Source organism: Mesorhizobium sp. M0340, assembly GCF_040321535.1.
Taxonomy (GTDB): Bacteria; Pseudomonadota; Alphaproteobacteria; order Rhizobiales; family Rhizobiaceae; genus Mesorhizobium.
The window spans coordinates 55,945-75,496 of the sequence record NZ_JAMYRR010000001.1; the positions used below are offsets into that span (position 1 = coordinate 55,945).

Genomic DNA, 19,552 nt, shown 5'->3' on the forward strand with positions numbered 1-19,552 from the left:
ACTTATTGATGAGCGGGCTGTCGGCCGCGAAGATCGCCACCCGGTTGACCGCGCTGGGCGGCCGCCCGGCCTCGCGCGCGGCCATCATCGGCATCGTCCACCGCACCGCCCGTTTGCGCACCATCGGCCTTGCCAGATCCAAGGGCCGGTGTGGCGGACGCTCGGGCGGCCGGCTCGGAGATTCGGCGCCTGAGCCATCAAATGCCGCAAGCCAAGCGGAGGCCGATCCGAAGGCCGAGCCACGCTGCCGCCCCGCCAGGCTGTCGGCCAGGCTGGCGCCGCCGGCCTGGCAGCCGGGTCCGGCTCGGATCACCGGGTCCGATGGCGAGCGGCTCGAAATGCCCGCGCCGCGCCCGATCGCCGCCGGCGGCCGCCAGCCACATTTCGCCGCCATGCGCTTCATCGATTGCCTTTTCGACCGTTGCCGCGCGCCGCTCGACACGACGCTGCAGGAGGATGCCGAAAACGATGCCACCGGCAGTCGCCCCGGTTTGGACATGCTGTGCTGCGGGCTGCGCACAAAGCCTTCGAAAAGTTACTGCGCCTATCACGCGGCGCGCTTCCTGCGCACGCTGCCGGCCGAAACGATTTGAGCCCAGTGGATGACGGAAATTCGCCAGAGCCCGACGACAAAAAACCAGGAGGACCGAGCCGATGAGCAGCAAAATCGCCCAGAAGACCAAAGCCAGGCCGACGCGATTGCCGAAGGGCGAGGCCGAGCAGGTGCGCATCCGCAAGGAGATCGGCCATGATTTCGCGCTGAAAGACGACAGGTTCGGCCGCAAGCGGCTGGCCAAAGGAACACAGGAGGCGGCGCGCCTCTATGAGGTCTCCAATGACGGCCACACTGCGACCGGCGGCATCGTGCGGGTGCGCAATGTCGACCCGCTGAGCGGCCTCACCTCGCTGTCGCGCCAGCAGCGCGAGGCGGGGATGCGCTACCGCCAGGATTTCCGCAGTTCGTCGGAGGCAACCGCCAAGCCGATGGCTTGGGCCGAGCGTGTCGACGGCGGCCGCACTGGCAGCGGCGTCGCAGAACACATCCTGTCCGCCGGCCGCGACCATGCCGAGGCCACCAGGGCGCTTGTCCATTGGGAGATCGCCGGCATCGTGCAAAAGGTCTGCTGTGCCGACGCAACGGTCAAGAGCCTGGCCGAACAGGCGGGCGAACCGCGCGACGTGGTGGTGAAACTACTCAAGATCGGGCTCGACATATTAGCCGTGCATTACGGCATGATGCTGATGCGCAAGCCGAGATGAGGAGCCCCGCCGATCCGGCCGGCACTACCGGCCGGATCGATCCGTCAACGACGGCAGACACGGATTCTTTCGATGATCCGGTGGTGATGACGCCAGTGCCTGATGACTTCGGTATGGCAGCGCCGGTGGTGCCGGTACCGGTAGCGCGGCGCGTAGTCCTCGTTATAGACATCATAGCGGTAACGGGGGACGTACTCATCGTCGTAATCGGAATACCGATGGTGGCGATAATAATAGTCGTCGTCATAGCCGTTGCCGATGCCGATCGTGACGCTGCCGCCGGCATTGGCCGGGCCAATCACGGAAGCCGCCGAGGCGATGGCGATCACCGAGGCAAGCAGGAGCTTCTTCATAGCTACCTCCTTCATTAACGTCCCTCTAATAGAAAAACCCGCGAGGGGCAGGCTCGTTCCACAAATTAGCAAGATGCCCCCAACTGAGAGCCCCAATTAGCGCCGCGTGGGCGAAAATGCCTCTGGCTGTGCGGCAGGGTGGCCGTCGACGCAAGCCTCGAGCTGGTTGTGGTCCGCGCCGTATGTATCCCGGTGTCCCGTCAAAACAGCGACAATCGGGCGGTGCCAGTCCCGTCACCTTGCCGATCTATAGGACATGCCCCAGTTCCAGCAAAACGAAAGCGGTCGCACCCAGCACAGCGAGGGCGTAGGCCGCATAAAGAACAAGCAGCATCACCTCAAAGTCCCGGACGAAACTCGCGGCAATCCTGGTCTCCTGAGGCTCCGCTTTCTCGATGCGGTCGGCTTCCAGCTGCTCCGTTGCCACGACGAGGCAGACTATCCTGTCGTTGTCGGCCGCCTGCAATATCCGTTCGGTCAAATCGACTGCAATCACTGGATCATCGGCCAACTGATCCCGCGATAGCCGGCTTTCAGTGACGGTCTGGATTTCACGCTTTCTCACGCACGCATAATTACGCCGACTAAATTAGGTTCCACTGAAATACATAGTAAAATACATAGATTGCGTCCACCCGATCGCATGGGTGAGGCGTGAGCCCTGCTGGGCGTGGAACCACCGCCCGAGGCCCGCATTTGTCGACCGTCGAGGCGAATCTCGATCCGCATCCTCCGATCAAAGGGCGCCGGCTTCTTCATAGGCTGCTACGGTGCGCCAGTGCTGGTAGGTCGCAATGCTAAAGCCGCCAAACCTTCATATCGCGAACGCAGCGCCGACGTCTTCGGTTCTGACCGGTTATGACGAAGATCGCATGCTTACTTATATCCGGCTGCTCGATGCTTCGGCGGAAGGAACCGATTGGCGCGAGGTCGCCCGCATCGTTCTGCACATTGATCCGGAGCGGGAACCGGAGAGGGCTTTCCGGGCGTGGGCGACACATTTGGCGCGTGCACGATGGATGACCAGGAAGCGGAACGAACTGCGCCAATTGCGTGATGAGTGGTGGGGATGAGCACCATCTAGGAACCGCCGTCCGGTCTGGCCGTTGAGGGAGGAGGCCAACATGGAAAAGCGACCAATGACTTCTTGGCGAGCCAATACTTTCGAGCTGTGCTGCCTTCTTGCAGTTCCGCTGTCGCTTATCCTTACCGTTTTACTGGCTGGTCTCATCCTTAGCTGACCTGGCGTGGGTTGCTCGCCAAGGGCTGGTCGGTCGTGATCCGACAAGATCCCGCACTGTTACTTCACAGCCGCCGCCATCACATCCGAAAACAGCGCCCGTTCCACCGCCGGCTCCAGCGTTTCGGCGAAGGGCGTTGCCAGGTGGTGGCGGTCGCGGAAGGCTAGTTTGCCGTCGATGAAGACGTGGCAGGTGGTCTGGTCGCAAAACCGGTCGGTCATGTCGATGTAAGTGGCGTTCGGCGTCGAGCGCACGATGTCGCGCTCGACTGCGGCGATGTCGTCGTTTGCCGCCATGATCCTCGGCGTGTCGCATGTCGCGGGCGTCTGGCCCCGCCACAGAGCGCGCGCCACGCATTTGTCGGCGTAGCTTGCATTGTAGGGAACGTCCCTGATGACCGCGACCTTGATGCCGGCCTGGCTGAAGGCCTGAAGCGTCCAGGTGAGGCCCGTCCGCCACTGCGCCTGCCAATCGGCGTGCTTCAACTCCTCGTGCGATTCCTTCATCACATTGCCGATCGAGAATTCCGAGATCACCACCAGTTGCGGATGCAGCGCGATGATGTCCTGGACCGACTGCTCGCGCCACTGGTCGCATTCGGTGTAGTCGCGCTTCAGCCGCCAGTTCCAGGTCGTCACCCGCGAAGCCCGGCAGGAGGATTTGAGAAAGGTGACGACGCGAAAATTGTTCTTCTCGGCCGCCTTGATCAGCGGCGTCGACCAATGGTCGGCATGCGAGTCGCCGAACAGCACGACCGAGCGCTGGGCATCCTTGCGGCCGAACATGCAGGGCTTCGGCTTGACGGTCTCGAAATCGAGCACGCAGCCGCCATTGGTCGCGCGCACGGTGGAGAGCTGGGCGGCGCTGTCGGCGATGACGTGCTGTTCGGGGCTGAGATTGTGCTCGGCAAAGCGCGCATTGCCATAGGCCGCGACCACGCCGGCGCCGGTCAGCGCGGCGGCGGGCACCAGCGCCCGCGCTGCTCCGGCCATCAGCCAGCCGTTGCGGCGGATCGGGTTCTCGATGAAATGATAGGTGAACATCGACAGAACCAGCGTCAGCGCCGCGCAGGCAAAGCGGTCCAGGATGGACAGGTTGGGAACCACCATTGCCGCGTAGACTATAACCGGCCAGTGCCAGAGATAGAGTGAATACGACAGCCGGCCCAGCCATTGCAGGGGCGCCAGCGCCAGCACGGCGCTCGGCAGATTGCGGCCGCCGCTGCCGCCGAGCAGCAGCAGCACGGTGCCGGCGACAGGCGCCAGCGCATTCACCCCGGGAAACGGCGAGTCTTCGTCCAGCATCAGATAGGCCCAGGCGATCAGCACCAGACCGAGGCATGCCTGGAGCGTGGCCAGCAGCGGCCGGTCGCGCCAGATCTTTGCCGGCGCCATGGTCGCGAGGCCGCCGGCGGCGAATTCCCAGGCCCTGAGAGGCGAGAAGTAGAAGGCCCAGGGCTGCGACACTTCCGTCAGCCAGGCGCAGGCGGCGAAGGAGGCTAGGCCGGCGAGGCCAATGACGATTATAGCGGTGCGCTTGCCTGGGCGCAGCCATGCGGCCATCAAAAGCAGCGCCGGCCATGCCAAATAGAATTGTTCTTCGACCGAGAGCGACCAGAAGTGGATGAAGGGGTTGTTGGTGGCGTCGGCGGCGAAATAGTCGAACGACCAGCGGATCAGCCAGAGGTTGATCATGTAGGCGGAGGCGAACATAGCGCCTTTCGAATAGAGCGCCTGTTCCTCCGGCGACAGGATGAAGTAACCAGCAAACAGCGTGGCGAGAATGACGAACAGTGCCGCCGGCAGCAGGCGCCGGGCGCGCCGGGCGTAGAAGCGCCAGAGGTTCAGCCGCCCGGTTTCGGTTATTTCCGTAACCAGGTGTTTTGTAATCAGGTAGCCGGAGATGACGAAGAAGATGTCGACGCCAGCAAAGCCGCCGGGCAGGCCGGAGAGACCAAAATGGAAGGCGATGACACCCGCCACCGCCAGTGCGCGCAGCCCTTCGATGTCAGGCCGAAATGATGCCGACACAATCACCTCGTGCAAGGAATGCCCACCTCGCAGAGGCTCGACCCGATGCGCCGATATTGCAATGCAACAAATCTAACGCAGTGCAACATAGGGCGAGGGGACAGGCTCCTCCCACTCATCGCATGGGCGCTCACATTGGCGGTTCAGTCACGATGCGATTGATATGGAAGCGAAGGGTGCCGAGGCGATCAGGCCTTTTTCAAAAACTCGGTCCTCAGCACCAGGCCCTTCACCTGCCTGGTGCTGCATTCGATCTCGCCCGAATTGCCGGTGCCGGCAATGCCATGCGGAGGCCAACCGGCGGGCTGCGAGCAGACGGGACCGCTCGGGGTGGCATTGCCACTCCGCGACATGCGTTCCGACCAGGCCATGCCGATGGCCACGGCAATCGAACAAAAGCCGGCCTTCATTGCGCGGATATTCCGGCGTAGCAACGTCAAATGGCTGGGCGCCCGCCGGTGCAGACTGGAAGGTGCACAATGGCGGACCTGCCCGCCCTTTCGCTTGGTCCCTTATTACAATCGGCAGAAAGCCGGCGGTCACTTGTTACCGAGCTGGTTGGCCATCTTGCAGAAGTCGGCATGCGTCTTGGCGATGCCGGCGTCGCTGCATTCCTTCAACACCATGGCCCGGTCGCTCGTGGACATGGCCATCCATGCGGTCTTGAATTCGGCTTCCGACTTCATGCTCTTCATGCCGGCGTCGGTGAAGAAGGGCGACATTTTCTGCGGATCGTCGAGCGCCGAGGTGCCAGTGGCACCGGCGGCAAGCGCTGCGCCGGTCATCATTGAAAGCGCCATCGCGCCCATGCAAAGCATCTTGATGTTCATGATCATTCCTCCTGAGCTGCTGCTTTGAGGTTATCCATCAGCGATCTACGAAGGAACGGTGTTTTGACCCAAAAGTTCCGCGTTCTGGCGCAGACATGGAACAGGATTGCCCGTGACGCCATTTATGCAAAAAATTCTACCGTGACTGAATAGCCGCGCTGCCGATCTGAAGCCCGACAAAGCCAATGAAGGTCCAGGGCAATCGGTGTCCAGTTGGGGGAGACGCTGCAAAGTTGCACGCCGGCTCAATATGCCCGATCATGGCGACGGCGGGCGGAGGTATAAAGTGGCGGCAAATCGTCGAAACGGCGCGCACCTGGCGGAGCCCCGGCGGGCGGGTATTGTTGCCGCTGCCAGGGCGCTTCCGCGCACATCGTTGCCCAGCGTAGCGTCGGTCGTGACGGCCGTCGCGGCGCTCTATTTCGGGCGCGAGGTCTTTCTGCCGATCGCAATCGCCCTGCTGCTTACCTTTGCGCTTGTACCGATGGTGTCGGCACTCAAGCGCGCCGGCATTCCGCGTCTTCCTGCCGTGATCGCGAGCGTGCTCGGCGCATTCATGGTGCTGGCGCTGTTCTCCTTCATCGTCGCCACGCAGGTCAGTGAACTGGCGCAGAACATCCCGCTTTACCAGGCTAATATCCTGACCAAGGTCCGGTCCCTCAAGGACACCGGCGTCGGCGGCGGTATCGTTTCCAGATTGAGCCGGGTGATCGAACGCGTCGGCCAGGAACTCGACAGACCCGCACCTGTGCAACCCGCCGCCGATCAGCCTCCGCGGGAGCCGATCCCGGTCGAAATCGTCGCGCGCGAACGACCGCTCGAGGTTCTCCAGAATCTGATCGGCCCGCTGCTGAGCCCGCTGGCATCGGCCGGGCTGATCGTCGTGGTCGTCATATTCATGCTGCTTGAGCGGGAAGACCTGCGCGATCGTTTCATACGTCTCGTCGGCTACGGCGATCTGCATCGAACCACCGAGGCGCTGCAGGATGCCGGCAAGCGGGTCGGCCGCTACCTGCTCATGCAATTGGTCGTGAACATCGTCTATGCCGTACCGATTACGTTCGGGCTTTGGGTTCTGGGCATACCCAATCCATTGCTGTGGGGTTTGCTGGCGCTGGCGCTGCGCTTCGTTCCCTATATCGGCCCGGTCATCGCGACGCTGCTGCCTCTGTTCCTGGCGCTGGCCGTGGCGCCCGGCTGGTCGCTCGTGCTCTGGACCGCCGGGCTTTTCGTGGTCGTGGAACTGATCACCGGCAACGTGATCGAACCCTGGCTCTACGGCTCGCGCACCGGGCTGTCGCCATTGGCCATCATCGTTGCGGCGATCTTCTGGACCTGGCTCTGGGGGCCATTGGGCCTGGTTCTGTCGACGCCGCTCACGGTCTGCCTCGTCGTGCTCGGCCGCCATGTGCCGCAGTTCGAATTCCTCGACGTTCTGTTCGGCAACGAACCCGTGCTCGAACCGCACGCCCGGCTTTACCAACGGCTACTGGCTGGCGACCCCGAAGAAGCGACAGACCATGCCGAGGAGATGCTGGAGGAAAACTATCTGGTCGAGTTCTACGACAAGGTCGCGATTCCCGCACTTCTGCTCGGCGAGCAGGACCGTGTGCGTGGTGTGTTGAGCGATGAGCAAAGACAGCAGGTCGCCGGCAGCGCGCTGACGATGGTGGCGAACCTCGACGACAGCGCGCAGGAGGAGGCGGAAGCGGACGATACGGCCGCAGCCGAGGACAACGGCGTACGCGAGGACAAGCAGATTCAGGGGGAGGACGAGGACGACACCGAACTGCCGGATGGCACGGGCATGTCGGTGCTGTGCGCCGGAGGGCGCGGCGAACTCGACGACGCCGCTGCCGCCATGCTGGCGCAGGTGCTCGAAGTCCAGCGCGCTACGGTGTTGAGGGCGAGCTTCGCCGATCTGGAACCGGGACGCATTCGCCGCCTTGAACTCGACGCCGTCGATACCGTCGTCGTCGGATTTTTGAACCGCGATTCCGTCAAGCACGGCCGGTTCCTGGTCCGTCGGCTGAAACGCGCCAAACCAAGGTTGCGGGTGGGCGTCGTATTGTGGTCGGAGCCCGACAGCGACAACCAGGAGGCAGACGCCAGATTGGCCAATGAGATCAACGCCGATTTCGTCGCACACGGCATGGTCGGCGCGGTGATCGGCGCGTTGTCCAGCGCTCCGCCGGTGGCGCTGAAGACCACCGCCAGACGCCGCATGCGCCGCCTGACGCCGGCGCGCAAGAAAGAGCCGCTCGCCGCGGCAAAATGAACGCGGCCGACGACGGCGGCAGGTCGGGTTATTACCGCTTTCGCGAAAGTGGTAATAACCAAACGGATCAGGTATCTTCGCAAGGTCGCGCTGAACCGTCCGCCGCGGCAAACGGCGCCAACCTTCATACAGTCCAGAAATAGCGCACCGTATGGAAGAAGACCGGGGCGGCGAAGACCAGGCTGTCAGCACGGTCCATCATGCCGCCATGGCCTTCGATCAGATGGCCCCAGTCCTTGACGCCCTGATCGCGCTTGATGGCGGAGGCGACCAGCCCGCCGAGGAAGCCCATCAGGCAGGCGATGAAGGCGACGCCGGCTGCCTGCAGCGGCGAAAATGGCGTCAGAAACGACAGTAGCACGCCGAGCAGGCTCGATGCCGCCAGCCCGCCGACCAGCCCCTCCCAAGTCTTCGACGGCGAGACCGTCGGCGCCAGGAGATGCCGGCCGAACAGCTTGCCGAAGATATATTGCAGCACGTCGCTGCCTTGCACGGTGATGATCAGGAAAGCGATCAGCAACAGGTTGCGGCCTTCGAAGCCAGGCACATCGAGCGTCAGCAGCGCCGGCACGTGGCTGACGCAGTAGACCGAAATCATGACCGCCCATTGCTGCGCCGAGACGCGCTCGAGAAAGCGCTCGGTGTCGCCGTGCAGCGCGGTGATCGCCGGCATCAGCAGGAAGCAGTAGACCGGGATGAAGATGGTGAACAGGCCATACCCGGCGGTCCACACCAGCCAGTACTGGAACGGGATGACGATGCCGAACATGCCGAGCAGCACCCAGTGGTCGCTGCGGCGGCTGTGCGTCAGCGTCACGAATTCGCGCAACGCGGCGAACGAAATCAGCGCGAACAGGATGGTCATGCCGGGGCGGCCGAAGAAGAAGGCAACGGTGATCGCCACCACCATCACCCACCAGGCATTGATGCGCTGGGTGAGGTTGACCAGCGTCGGCGACAACGGCTTCGGCGCGCGCCACGACAAAACGCCGGCGACGACGCTGGCGCTGATCAGCACCGCCAGCAGGCCGACAATCAGAATGAGGGTTTCGTGCATCATCGGCAGCATTTTGCCTTGATCCTCAATCGTCTCGCTCCGGCCGGGGGTTCAGCGCCAGCAGCGTTTCGCGGGCGCGGTCGAGAAAGGCGCGGCGTTCCTCACCAGGTTGAATGGCGATCGGCGCGCCGAAGACGACGCGGCAGAGCAGCGGCACCGGCACGAATTGCCCCTTGGGCAGCACCCGCGACATGTTCTCGATCCAGCAGGGGATGAGCTCGACATCGGGCCGCGCCATCGACAGATTGTAGAGGCCGGAGCGGAACGGCAGGAGCGGTTCGTCGGTCATGTTGCGCGTGCCTTCGGGAAACAGGATCAGCGAATGGCCCTGGTCGAGCACCGACAGCATGATCGAGATCGGGTGCTGCGTTTCATCCGTCCACTGCCGGTGGATCAGCACGGAAGACAGCATGTCCTCGGCAATGAAACGGCGCAGCCGCGTCTTGCCCCAATAATCGGCGGCCGCCACCGCATGGGTACGGGCGCGTTCCTTCTCGCTGAGGCAGGCCGACAGCAGGATGAAATCGCCGTGGCTGGCATGGTTGGCGAAGTAGATGCGCTGCCGGTCCGATGGCTGGCTGCCGTTCCAGATCGGCCGCACGCCGGTGACCGCCCAGGCCAGCGCCGACAGGCCGACCGAGGTCACCGTCTGCAGCAGGGTATAGGTGCTGACGCGAAGCTTTGTCATGGACGGGCTCAAAAGAATGCCGCGACGAGCGAGGCCGCCGCGAACAGGCCGAACGCGATACGCTGCGTGGCGAGCAGGCGGCGCGTGCCGGCCATCCGCTGCTCGAGCGAGCGGCCGCCGGCAGCCTTGGACTTCAGCCGCATGCGCGCCAGCACGTCGTCGATCGCCGCGCCGCCGCCTGCCTCGCTGGCGTGGCTGGCCATCAGCCGAAACAGCAGCGCATCGAACAAAAGCAGGGCCGAGAGAATGATTGTGGCTATGGCACTTGCGGCGGCGATTACCCAGGCTACCGCGGACAGCGACGATGTTTGCGGCGCAGCCGCCAGGCCGATGACCGGCGCCGCCAGCAAGGCAGCAGCAATCAGCAGCAGCGGCCATGCCACCTGCACCATCAGCCCGGCAGCGAACGCTTCGGCCCTGTCACGATAGAGGGTCATGCCGGTGCATCCGTGCAAAGATGCACCGGCCGGCCCGCGGCGGCGAGCTTGCCTCGCGCCTGATCGGGCGTGGCGGCCCGGCCGCTGGCGACCAGCCATTCGGCGACCACGGCGGCGCTGCGTTGGAAGCCGAGCGCACAGCAGACCAGCACCGCGCCCTGCTTCTGCGCCGCCCCGATCGCCGCCACCGCTTGCGCACGCGCCTCGCGAGACGGCGGCAAAAGGTCGACCATGGGCAGGCTCACCCAGCGGATCGAGGTGCCGCGCGGCCTTTCCAGTTCGCCGGCAAGGTCGATCACCGTGCCGAAAGGGTCGGCTTCGGCGGCGGTCGGAAAACGGCCAAGGGAAACACCGTCGGCAATGACGATATGCGCCGGAAGCTTTCGCGTCCATGCCCACACATTGGCCTTGGCGCCAAGGCGGTAGGGCCAAAGCAGTAGACGGCTGGCCAGCGACACGCGGCCGTCGGCTGTTTTCTGGAACACTTTGGCGCCGGCGCCGGCGTAGGCGAAAGCGACTATGGCCAGCGCCAGTGCCGGCCACAACAGGATGAGCCACAGCGCCGAGACCAACGCGCCGGCAGCGGCCCCGGCCAGGGCAAGGCTTGCGCCGAGCGCATAGAACAGCGCCAACCGCCGCGCCTTCGGGTCAGCGCTCAGGCGGAAGCCGGTGAACGGCAGCTCGCTGTCGCGCGGAAACAGCCACAGGGCGAAAAGGCCGAGCAGCGCGCCGGTCGGAATGTCGATGAAATGGTGCTGCCACGTCGTCAGCACCGAGGCGCCGATCAGGAAACACCAGACATGCCAGGCGAAGCCGGCGACGCCGGTCAATCTGTAACGCCAATGGTCCCAGATGATGACCAGCAGCGCGATATGCAGCGACGGCGCCTGATTGAAGGGTTTGTCGAAGCCGCCGAGCACGGCGAACATGAAGCCGGGCAGGCCGCTCGTCTGCGGGCGCACGAAGGTCGCAGTTAGCGGGAACAGGATGAAGCAGGCGACGGCGACGAGCTGCGCCGTCAGATAGCGGCCGGCAAGGCGGTCGACGCCGCTCTTCGAATTGTTCAACAGCAACGACAAGCCATAGAACAGGTTGATCGACCAGTAGGGCACGATCGTCCAGGCAAGGAACGGGATGCCATGCTCCCAGCCGAAGACGATGCTGCCGACATCGTCGCGCCGCGACGCCAGCCAATTGGCGAAGCCGTAGGTGGCGTAGAAGAACGGCGCCAGAAATGCCAGCCACAATGCGGCGCGCAGGACGATCCCGGGATACGGCTCACGCGGCAAGGCCGGAAGGGCAGGGGCATCGCGAGGTAAGGCAGAGGCAGGCAAGTCCATGTTCAGACGCGCCGCGCGACCGAAACGGTGAAGATGCCCCACTGGTCGATGCGCTGGTCGAGCTTCTCGAAGCCGGCGGCCGCCACCAGCTGGTCCATCTCGGCCTGCGTGCGGCGGCGCATCACCCAGGCCTGGCCGCCGCGATGCGAGGTCAGGCTGCGCGCGATCATCTCGAGCTGCGGATGCCAGGGCTGGTTGGTATAGACGAGCAGGCTTCCCGGCTGCATGGCGCTGGCCAGTCCACCGAGCGAGCGGGCGATCACGGCATTGTCGGAAAACAACTCGTAGAGCCCCGAGACGATGGCGAGGTCCGGGGCCGGGTCGAGCCCGGCCAGCATCGTGGCGTCGAAGGCGTCACCTTGATGGAAAGTGACGGTCGCCGGCAGCTGGCGCTCGGCGATCAGCTTGCGGCCGAGCGAGACGTTGAGCTCGGAGAAATCCTGCAGCCGTACGCTTGCCGGCGGCTCGGCGCATTTCTGCACGGCATCGAGCACGTAGCGGCCATGGCCGGCGGCGACATCGACGATATGGATCGGCCGGCCGGCGGCCTTGAGCGAGGCGGCGGCGCTGCCGATCAGTTCTTCCAGATGCAGCTTGCGCTGGCGGATGCCGCGCCAGCCGATGGCATCGAGAAAGGTGCGGTCGATCATGCGGCCGATGGGGCTGATGCCCCGCGCCTCGTTCTCGTAGACATAGTCGAGCGTCGAGCCCGAATCGAAGCCGGTGGCAATCCCCGTCTTCATGCCGGACGACAGCCAGGCGCCCATGCGGATCGAAGCGCGGCTCATTGCCCAGTAGAGGCCCCTTAGCGACAGCAGCGGCAGTGGCGAGGCCAGCCGGTCGGCCTCGTCGCGCGTGTAGCCGGCGCGGTCGGCCTCGGTCAGGTCGATTGGATTTTCCGACGCCGCGAATTGCTTTTCAAGGAAAGGCCTGATCAGGTCGAGTGCCTTGTGGCGGTCGCGCTCGCCCAGCGTGTCGTGGAAGAAGCCGGGCAGCACATGCCGCTCCTTGGCCGGGCTCGCCAGATTGACGAAAAACTCGTGCTGCGGTTCATGCCGCACCACCCAGTCACTGCCGGAGATCAGAAGCTGTGTCGGCACGGTGATGGCGCGGGCGTCGGCGACGATGCGCGCGGCATGGCCGTAGAGCTCGACCAGGATGTTGGAGGCGATCGGCCGGGTGATCAGCGGGTCGGCGTCGAAGGAGGCGATACGCTCGGGGTCATGCGTCAGGAATTTCGCCTTGACGTAGGAATTCACGAAGAAGCGGCCCTTCAGCTTCTGCCACAACGCAATGCCTTGCTTGGCGAAGGGCACGTAGAGCTTGACCGAGAAAGCTGGCGAGGCCAGCACCAGGGCGCGAATGTCGGGCGCGTAATCGTGCACCCAGGCGGCGGCAAGCACGGCGCCGAAGGATTGCGCGATCAGCGCGATGTCGCGCCGGGCAAAGCCGTCACTGTCGATCTCGCGCACAAAACAATCGATGTCGCGCACCAGCGCGGCAAACGACGGCGCATAGCCGCGTTCGCCGGCGGAGCGGCCATTGCCGCGCGCGTCCCACGCATAGAAGGCGTGGTCGGGCATCTGGAACTCGTCGACCAGATGCGCCATACGGCCGCCATGCTCGTGGCCGCGGTGGAACAGCAGGATGGCGCCCTTGCGGTTTTCCGACAGCGCCGGCCAATAGCGATAGAAGATCTCTGTGCCATCGTGGCTTTTGAAGCTGCGCTCCTGCGCCACCCGCTCGATATTGACTGAAGCCACGGCGGCAACCGTCTGTTGGTGAAGCATGTTGTTCTCCCTGGCGAGACCGGAATTCAGCTGCCGCTCCCGTTAAGGCCGCTGCGTATCCGGTTGATGGCGGTCGCCAGCGAGAGTGTAGCCATGGCCGGAAACACAAGCGGCGTGGCCGCCGGGACCCACAGGCCGGACGCGATAAGCACGGCGAGGATGCCAAGCGCCAGCGCCCGGTCGCTTTTGCCGAACGGGCCGGCATAGTTGCGCCCAGCTCCGGCCGCGATGCCGAGCACGCCGGCGAATTCCGCGATCATAGCCGCGATAGCGAATGCAACGACGCCCCAGACAGGAAAAATGACGGTAAAGGCCAGGATCAAAGCGAGATCGGAGACGACATCACAAAGCTCGTTGAGATACATGCCGAGCGTCGAGGCCTGGCCATGTTCCCTTGCGAGCATGCCGTCAATGGCGTTTAGCGCCATTCGCGTAAACAGCACGAGCGGCATCAGCAGAAAGACCGCGCGGCGGCCTGCAAGGGCTGCCACCGCAAGGCCGGCGGCGAGCGAGAGGCCAGCGGCCAGCAGTGTGATCTGGTTGGCGGTGACGCCGGCCTTGGCCAGGCCGTCGGCAAGCGGCCGCAGCCTGGCCTGGAAGGCCGGTTTCAGCGCATAAAGCGTCGGCATGTGCGAACCCCCCGGCCGCGGTGCAAATGATGTTGGCGAGGATGGTCAATTGGCGCGCAAGACGCAAGGGCGGCGCCCTGCCACTTTTCGACATCCGGATATGTCGGCGCTAGCTTTCCCTGCCATTGTCGACCGGGAACCGTGCGGGCAAGCTTTCCTCGGCCGTGGCCCAGGCGCGACTATGATAACGCCGCAGGACGAGAATGCATGTCGCGAAGACCGCCAGCCCGCAAATCACGCCGGGCGACATGCCTCCGCCGAAAGCGGACTTAACAACGATGCCGGTGAAGGCGCCGGCGATGGCGCCGTTGATCGTGCCCACCATCCCAGCGGTGGTCATGAAATATTGCAGCGGCGAGGGGCGGAGGCCCTTGTCGACCAGCACCGCCGAGAGGTCGTCATGCGTGGAGTTGACAAGGTATCTTTGCAGGACCGGCGCCAGCTCGACGAAATAGTGGCGGATCCTGGCCATGCCGCGGGCATGCACCATGTCCTCGATGGCAACCTGCACAGCGCGCACGAAGGTGACCAGGCCGATGAAGAAAAGGCAAGGTAGCAAGATAAGGCTGAACAACACGAACGGCCTGCCCATCTCCGTGACCTGGGCGACGAAGGACAAGGCAATCGTTGCGCTCGAGACCGAGGTCAGGAACAGATTGGCTCGCTGGTTCGCTTCCTGAATGGTCGCGGCGCGAGCGTTTTGCAGCACGAAATGCTCGGTCGTCAGGCACTGCAAGACTTGCTGCGCCTGGTCAGGCGGAACCGGAGCGTCGGGAGAACGGGTCATCGACATTGCCCGCTTCTGCCCGCCGGAACCGGCAGGGCAGAAGCGGGCGTCGTCCTGCTGCGAGCCATCAGGACTTGCCGTTGCCGCCGTTGATGGCGATACGCTTGGCCTTGGCCTGAGCGTGCTCCGTCTTCGGCAGCGTCACGCTGAGCACGCCGTTCCGGAACGCGGCGTTCACCTTTTCTTCGTCCACTTCGTAGCCGAGCGGGATACGCCGCTCGAAACGGCCATAGAAGCGTTCGGAGAACTGCCTGTCCTTGTCCTCGGTCTCTTCACGCTTCTCGCCGCGCAGCGTCAGCACACCGTCATCGAGCAGCAGCTCGACGTCTTTCTCGTCCATTCCGGGGATCTCGGCGGTGACGCGGATCTCCTTTTCGCTATCGGAGATTTCGACACTCGGCCAGCTGGCGCGGGCAGCGGAGAAGCCACCGAGCGACGGCAGCCTCGTGTCGAAGCCGCGGAACGCCTCGTCGAACAGGCGGTTCATTTCGCGATGCAGCGTCAGGAAGGGATCGCGATCGCCGCTGCGGAACAGGCTGGGGGCCTGATTGTTCTCCCGGCCCCAGGGAATGAGATCACGAATAGCCATTGCATAGTCTCCTTTCTCGACTGGTTCGTTCAGGCAGCCTGCTTGTTTGCTTCGACCTGCGCGGCCTTCGGCCCGGTCTTCGGCGAGGCGACATCGGTCGCGATGGCGATGCGCCGAGGCTTCATCTCCTCGGGCACCTCACGTACCAGATCGATGCTGAGCAGGCCGTTGTCGAGCGAGGCGCCTGCGACCTTGACGTGATCGGCAAGCTCGAAACGGCGGGTAAAGGGCCGTGTGGCGAGGCCATGATGCAGATACTCTGCGTTGTCCGGCTCCTTGTGCTGGCCGGAGACAATCAGGAGGTTGGGTTCATGAATGATTTCGAGGTCGTCCTCGGAAAAGCCAGCGACGGCGATAGTGACGCGGTAGTTGTTCTCGCTGCTGCGCGCGATGTCATAGGGCGGCCAGGCGTCGAAAGCCTGCGGCGCATTTTCCAGCAGGTTGAAGACGCGGTCGAAGCCGATGCTCGACCGATAGAGCGGGGAAAAGTCGAATGCGGTTCTCATAGCTACATCCTCCATCGAGCAACATAGATACGAGGAGCGCCAAAGAGCTGGCGCTCCCTGGTTTCGCCGGCCCCATTTCGGCGGCCGGTGCCATCGATTTGGTTATTGTCCGCCGCAAGTCAAGACCCCGATGGCTCTCGCGTTGCCGGTTTTCGGGCCGGTTTTTGGTCGGTTCGGCGAGGCTGCCAATCTACTTGTGGGAGATGTCCGGCAGGAGATTGCCTGTTTGGCTTCAATCGCCAACGCCGAGTTCCCCGGCCGGTTATTGTCTGCCGCAGGTCAAGACCCAGATTCTTGTGTTGCCGGGCCCATTCCCGGCACTCGCAGATGGAGCTGACCATGACACGCGACGAGATCATTTCCGTGCTGGGCCCGGTCGACGACGCCGTTATCGCCGACATTGCGGCGACGGACGGGACGGTCCAGGAATTGCGTGAGGCCCTGGCCTGGATCGCCGCCGACGAGGCGCTGGTGAACGAAGGCCGACCGCTGCCGACGGCAAGAGTAGCGACGCTGATCGAACTGCTGCAAGGGCCGGACGAGGAGGAATAACCGCTGTTGCCGCGATGCTCTTGAACCGCGCAAAGGGACGAACCATGTCCTTCAGCGGCGCCGGCTGGTCGCCGGTGCCGCCAGCATGACGTTGCTTGCTCAAACAAGAAGACGATCAGAAAACAAGGAGGAAGTGATGGACGACGTCCGCTTCGCCGAGCCGATCACGTTGAAATTCCAGTCCAGCCAGCGCAAGGTCGCCAGTAGTTGGGAAGCCATCGAATGCATGCGTCAGCAGTGGCCGGACCGTGCACGCGGCCGGAGTTGGCGCGCCGCCTGTCGGGCCTGCCGCGACGCGCTCGACGGCTGGCGCACCGCGCGTGATGCGCGCAAGGCCTTCGTCAGGGCGGCGCGCAACGCGGGATTGCTCGCCTGCGAGCCTGTTGACCACGCCGGCTAGCCCGGACCCTCCGATATTTGAGATCCAAAACAAGTGGGGAGAGGCAACTGCCTTCCCCCGCCGCGAGAGACTTTGTCCGCTGTCTAGCGACAGATCGGCTTGCTCCTCAGTGGACGGTGATAATGCCGTTTACGGCCCGCCATTCGGAGGGCTGGATCAGGTGATGATGGGCGACGCGCACCGAATGCAGCGGGCCTTCGATTTCGCGCTCCCAGAAATCGAGGAAATGCTTCAGCGTCGGGAAATCGGGGGCAATATCGTATTCCTGCCAGATATAGAGTTGCAGCAGGTTCCGATGATCGGGCAGGCGGTAGTGGATCTCCGCCGTGGTAAGACCAAACCCTTGCATCTGGAGCTGAAAGTCCCTGCTGGTCATGCGATCGTCCTTTCCGTTGAAATCTCGGTCCGTTGAAATCTCGGTCTGCAAAACGCCTCGCCTTCCACATAGGTTCCCACCGCCACGAGCGGCTCCGGACGGGCGGCATTTTGAAATATCGCGCCAAAATTTGAGCCGCACTTTAGCTGAGAGCGGCCAATGTGCGAACGATTACAGTGCATTGGCACTCTCATGCGTCGAGTGCTAAAATTTTTGCGTGACCCTCTTGAAAGCAGAAAAAAGCGCGACTAGTTCGTATGCGCGCGATGCCTGATGAAGGGGTCGCGCACCCCGTGCCGGGCCGATATTGCCGGTTCGGTCAGGAGGATCTTCGAAAATCTGTTTGTCCCGAGAGGAGAACGACATGACGTTCCGTCCATTGCACGACCGTATCCTGGTCCGCCGTATCGAGGTCGACGAGAAGACCGCCGGCGGCATCATCATCCCCGACACCGCCAAGGAGAAGCCGCAGGAGGGCGAGGTCATTGCCGCCGGTCCGGGCGCGCGCGACGACAGCGGCCAATTGCAACCGCTCGACGTCAAGGTCGGCGACCGCATCCTATTCGGCAAATGGTCCGGCACCGAGATCAAGCTCAATGGCGAGGATCTGCTCATCATGAAAGAGAGCGACGTGCTGGGCGTTATCGAGGGCGCCGGCGAGATGAAGAAGGCTGCCTGAGTGGGCCTGAACAAGCATTCCAGTCAACGAAGCTGCCTATCGAAGGAGTGATCCAATGGCTGCCAAAGATGTGAAATTTCATACCGAAGCCCGCGAGAAGATGCTGCGCGGCGTCAATATCCTCGCCGACGCGGTGAGGGTGACGCTCGGTCCCAAGGGCCGCAATGTCGTCCTCGACAAGTCGTTCGGCGCGCCGCGCATCACCAAGGACGGCGTTACCGTGGCGAAGGAGATCGAGCTCGAGGACAAGTTCGAGAATATGGGCGCACAGATGGTGCGCGAGGTGGCTTCGAAGACCAGCGACGTCGCCGGCGACGGCACCACGACCGCGACCGTTCTGGCGCAGTCGATCGTCCAGGAAGGCGCCAAGGCGGTTGCCGCCGGCATGAACCCGATGGACCTGAAGCGCGGTATCGACAAGGCGGTCGAAGCCGTCGTCGCCGAACTCAAGGCCAATGCCCGCAAGGTGACCAGGAACGACGAAATCGCCCAGGTCGGCACCATCTCGGCCAATGGCGACGCCGAGATCGGCCGCTTCCTCGCCGAAGCGATGGAAAAGGTCGGCAATGAGGGCGTCATTACCGTCGAAGAAGCCAAGACCGCCGAGACGGAGCTCGAAGTCGTCGAAGGCATGCAGTTCGACCGCGGCTATCTCAGCCCCTATTTCATCACCAACCAGGACAAGATGCGCGTCGAGCTCGACGAGCCCTATGTGCTGATCCACGAGAAGAAGCTGTCCAACCTGCAGGCGCTGCTTCCGGTGCTGGAGGCGGTGGTGCAGTCGTCCAAGCCGCTGCTGATCATCGCCGAGGACGTCGAGGGCGAGGCGCTGGCGACGCTGGTCGTCAACAAGCTGCGCGGCGGCCTGAAGGTCGCGGCCGTCAAGGCACCGGGCTTCGGCGATCGCCGCAAGGCCATGCTGGAGGATATTGCCATCCTGACCGGCGGCACGGCAATCAGCGAGGATCTCGGCATCAAGCTCGAGAACGTCACGCTCAACATGCTCGGCCGCGCCAAGAAAGTGGTGGTCGAGAAGGAAAACACCACGATCGTCGACGGTGCCGGCTCGAAGAGCGAAATCCAGGGCCGGGTCTCCCAGATCAAGGCGCAGATCGAGGAGACCACCTCCGACTATGATCGCGAGAAGCTGCAGGAGCGGCTGGCCAAGCTCGCCGGTGGCGTCGCCGTCATCCGCGTCGGCGGCTCGACCGAGGTAGAGGTCAAGGAGCGCAAGGATCGGGTCGACGACGCCATGCATGCCACCCGTGCCGCGGTCGAGGAGGGCATCCTGCCCGGCGGTGGCGTGGCGCTGCTGCGGGCGGCAAAGGCGCTCGACAATATTCAGGTCGACAACCCCGACCAGAAGACCGGTGTCGAAATCGTGCGTCGCGCGATCGAAGCTCCGGTGCGCCAGATTGCCGAGAATGCCGGCGCCGAAGGCTCGATCATCGTCGGCAAGCTGCGCGAAAAGCAGGAGTTCTCGTTCGGCTGGAACGCGCAGACCGGCGACTATGGCGATCTCTTCGGCCAGGGCGTCATCGATCCGGCCAAGGTCGTACGCACCGCTCTGCAGGATGCCGCTTCCGTCGCCGGCCTGCTGGTGACGACCGAGGCGATGGTGGCCGAGAAGCCGAAGAAGGAAGCTGGCGCGCCGGCAATGCCCGGCGGTGGCGGCATGGACTTCTAAAGCCAGGCTTCCAAAGCGCGACTTCGAAACGGCAGATGGACCG

General features: G+C 63.7%; 22 protein-coding genes and 1 pseudogene. 8 read left to right on the top strand and 15 right to left on the bottom strand.

From position 1 onward, the window contains the following. Nucleotides 1-8: 8 nt before the first annotated feature. A complete protein-coding gene (locus NKI79_RS00325; protein ID WP_352475567.1) occupies nucleotides 9-593 on the top strand; it encodes a GcrA cell cycle regulator in 585 nt (194 codons plus the stop codon). A gap of 61 nt (nucleotides 594-654) precedes the next feature. Continuing rightward, nucleotides 655-1,260, top strand: a complete 606-nt coding sequence (locus NKI79_RS00330) for a DUF6456 domain-containing protein (RefSeq protein WP_352475566.1) — start codon at nucleotides 655-657, stop codon at nucleotides 1,258-1,260. A gap of 44 nt (nucleotides 1,261-1,304) precedes the next feature. Here NKI79_RS00330 and NKI79_RS00335 read toward each other — a convergent pair whose 3' ends face one another. Then, nucleotides 1,305-1,613 carry a hypothetical protein gene (locus NKI79_RS00335; protein WP_352799282.1) on the bottom strand — a complete coding sequence of 103 codons (309 nt, stop codon included), beginning with the start codon at nucleotides 1,611-1,613 and terminating at the stop codon, nucleotides 1,305-1,307. 247 nt (nucleotides 1,614-1,860) lie between these two features. Then, complete coding sequence (locus tag NKI79_RS00340; protein WP_254819672.1) at nucleotides 1,861-2,124, bottom strand: hypothetical protein; 264 nt, start codon at nucleotides 2,122-2,124, stop codon at nucleotides 1,861-1,863. A 283-nt stretch (nucleotides 2,125-2,407) separates the two neighbouring features. On the opposite strand from NKI79_RS00340, the gene NKI79_RS00345 reads away from it, so the two are divergent. Continuing rightward, complete coding sequence (locus NKI79_RS00345; protein ID WP_352475563.1) at nucleotides 2,408-2,686, top strand: DUF2285 domain-containing protein; 279 nt, start codon at nucleotides 2,408-2,410, stop codon at nucleotides 2,684-2,686. A 227-nt stretch (nucleotides 2,687-2,913) separates the two neighbouring features. Here the strand turns inward: NKI79_RS00345 and NKI79_RS00350 are convergent, their stop codons facing one another. The 3 genes and pseudogenes from NKI79_RS00350 to NKI79_RS00360 all read right to left on the bottom strand — a co-directional run bounded on the left by NKI79_RS00350 (nucleotide 2,914) and on the right by NKI79_RS00360 (nucleotide 5,714). Then, nucleotides 2,914-4,884: an acyltransferase family protein gene (locus tag NKI79_RS00350; protein ID WP_352799283.1), complete on the bottom strand. Its 1,971-nt coding sequence runs from the start codon at nucleotides 4,882-4,884 to the stop codon at nucleotides 2,914-2,916. Between the two features lie 188 nt (nucleotides 4,885-5,072). After that, nucleotides 5,073-5,168 (bottom strand): annotated as a pseudogene (locus NKI79_RS00355) (alkylphosphonate utilization protein); the annotation flags it as partial. A 255-nt stretch (nucleotides 5,169-5,423) separates the two neighbouring features. Next, a complete protein-coding gene (locus NKI79_RS00360) occupies nucleotides 5,424-5,714 on the bottom strand; it encodes a hypothetical protein (protein WP_254819668.1) in 291 nt (96 codons plus the stop codon). 286 nt (nucleotides 5,715-6,000) lie between these two features. On the opposite strand from NKI79_RS00360, the gene NKI79_RS00365 reads away from it, so the two are divergent. Continuing rightward, nucleotides 6,001-7,992 carry an AI-2E family transporter gene (locus NKI79_RS00365; protein WP_352799285.1) on the top strand — a complete coding sequence of 664 codons (1,992 nt, stop codon included), beginning with the start codon at nucleotides 6,001-6,003 and terminating at the stop codon, nucleotides 7,990-7,992. A 124-nt stretch (nucleotides 7,993-8,116) separates the two neighbouring features. Here the strand turns inward: NKI79_RS00365 and NKI79_RS00370 are convergent, their stop codons facing one another. The 9 genes from NKI79_RS00370 to NKI79_RS00410 form a co-directional block, all read right to left on the bottom strand. Beyond that, nucleotides 8,117-9,052: a phosphatidate cytidylyltransferase gene (locus NKI79_RS00370; RefSeq protein WP_352799713.1), complete on the bottom strand. Its 936-nt coding sequence runs from the start codon at nucleotides 9,050-9,052 to the stop codon at nucleotides 8,117-8,119. 22 nt (nucleotides 9,053-9,074) lie between these two features. After that, nucleotides 9,075-9,737, bottom strand: a complete 663-nt coding sequence (locus tag NKI79_RS00375) for a lysophospholipid acyltransferase family protein (protein ID WP_254819667.1) — start codon at nucleotides 9,735-9,737, stop codon at nucleotides 9,075-9,077. An 8-nt stretch (nucleotides 9,738-9,745) separates the two neighbouring features. Beyond that, complete coding sequence (locus NKI79_RS00380) at nucleotides 9,746-10,174, bottom strand: hypothetical protein (protein WP_352799287.1); 429 nt, start codon at nucleotides 10,172-10,174, stop codon at nucleotides 9,746-9,748. Further along, nucleotides 10,171-11,514, bottom strand: coding sequence for a phosphatase PAP2/dual specificity phosphatase family protein (locus NKI79_RS00385; protein ID WP_352799288.1), 1,344 nt, complete (start codon nucleotides 11,512-11,514; stop codon nucleotides 10,171-10,173). The genes NKI79_RS00380 and NKI79_RS00385 overlap by 4 nt, the downstream gene beginning before the upstream one ends. Nucleotides 11,515-11,516: 2 nt before the next feature. Continuing rightward, the gene (locus NKI79_RS00390) at nucleotides 11,517-13,304 is read right to left on the bottom strand and encodes a bifunctional alpha/beta hydrolase/class I SAM-dependent methyltransferase (RefSeq protein WP_352799289.1); all 1,788 of its coding nucleotides are present in this window, start codon (nucleotides 13,302-13,304) and stop codon (nucleotides 11,517-11,519) included. 26 nt (nucleotides 13,305-13,330) lie between these two features. Then, nucleotides 13,331-13,933: a CDP-alcohol phosphatidyltransferase family protein gene (locus NKI79_RS00395; protein ID WP_352799290.1), complete on the bottom strand. Its 603-nt coding sequence runs from the start codon at nucleotides 13,931-13,933 to the stop codon at nucleotides 13,331-13,333. Nucleotides 13,934-14,042: 109 nt separating this feature from the next. Then, nucleotides 14,043-14,720, bottom strand: coding sequence for a hypothetical protein (locus NKI79_RS00400; RefSeq protein WP_352799291.1), 678 nt, complete (start codon nucleotides 14,718-14,720; stop codon nucleotides 14,043-14,045). A 67-nt stretch (nucleotides 14,721-14,787) separates the two neighbouring features. Then, a complete protein-coding gene (locus tag NKI79_RS00405) occupies nucleotides 14,788-15,309 on the bottom strand; it encodes an Hsp20/alpha crystallin family protein (protein ID WP_352799292.1) in 522 nt (173 codons plus the stop codon). A gap of 29 nt (nucleotides 15,310-15,338) precedes the next feature. Next, on the bottom strand, nucleotides 15,339-15,815 hold the full coding sequence (locus NKI79_RS00410) for an Hsp20 family protein (protein ID WP_254819660.1): 477 nt from the start codon (nucleotides 15,813-15,815) through the stop codon (nucleotides 15,339-15,341). A gap of 339 nt (nucleotides 15,816-16,154) precedes the next feature. Between NKI79_RS00410 and NKI79_RS00415 the strand changes: the two genes are divergently transcribed. Together NKI79_RS00415 and NKI79_RS00420 are read left to right on the top strand one after the other, a co-directional pair. Further along, nucleotides 16,155-16,367 carry a hypothetical protein gene (locus NKI79_RS00415; protein ID WP_352475551.1) on the top strand — a complete coding sequence of 71 codons (213 nt, stop codon included), beginning with the start codon at nucleotides 16,155-16,157 and terminating at the stop codon, nucleotides 16,365-16,367. Nucleotides 16,368-16,503: 136 nt separating this feature from the next. Further along, nucleotides 16,504-16,767 carry a DUF982 domain-containing protein gene (locus NKI79_RS00420; protein ID WP_352799293.1) on the top strand — a complete coding sequence of 88 codons (264 nt, stop codon included), beginning with the start codon at nucleotides 16,504-16,506 and terminating at the stop codon, nucleotides 16,765-16,767. A gap of 106 nt (nucleotides 16,768-16,873) precedes the next feature. Here NKI79_RS00420 and NKI79_RS00425 read toward each other — a convergent pair whose 3' ends face one another. After that, nucleotides 16,874-17,143 (bottom strand): usg protein, encoded by a 270-nt coding sequence (locus NKI79_RS00425; protein ID WP_352799295.1) that lies wholly within the window; start codon nucleotides 17,141-17,143, stop codon nucleotides 16,874-16,876. A 364-nt stretch (nucleotides 17,144-17,507) separates the two neighbouring features. Here NKI79_RS00425 and NKI79_RS00430 point away from each other — a divergent pair, with 364 nt between their 5' ends. Together NKI79_RS00430 and groL are read left to right on the top strand one after the other, a co-directional pair. Further along, nucleotides 17,508-17,822 (top strand): co-chaperone GroES, encoded by a 315-nt coding sequence (locus NKI79_RS00430; RefSeq protein ID WP_254819656.1) that lies wholly within the window; start codon nucleotides 17,508-17,510, stop codon nucleotides 17,820-17,822. Nucleotides 17,823-17,877: 55 nt separating this feature from the next. Continuing rightward, complete coding sequence (gene groL / locus NKI79_RS00435; protein ID WP_352475547.1) at nucleotides 17,878-19,509, top strand: chaperonin GroEL; 1,632 nt, start codon at nucleotides 17,878-17,880, stop codon at nucleotides 19,507-19,509. The last annotated feature ends 43 nt before the right edge of the window (nucleotides 19,510-19,552 follow it).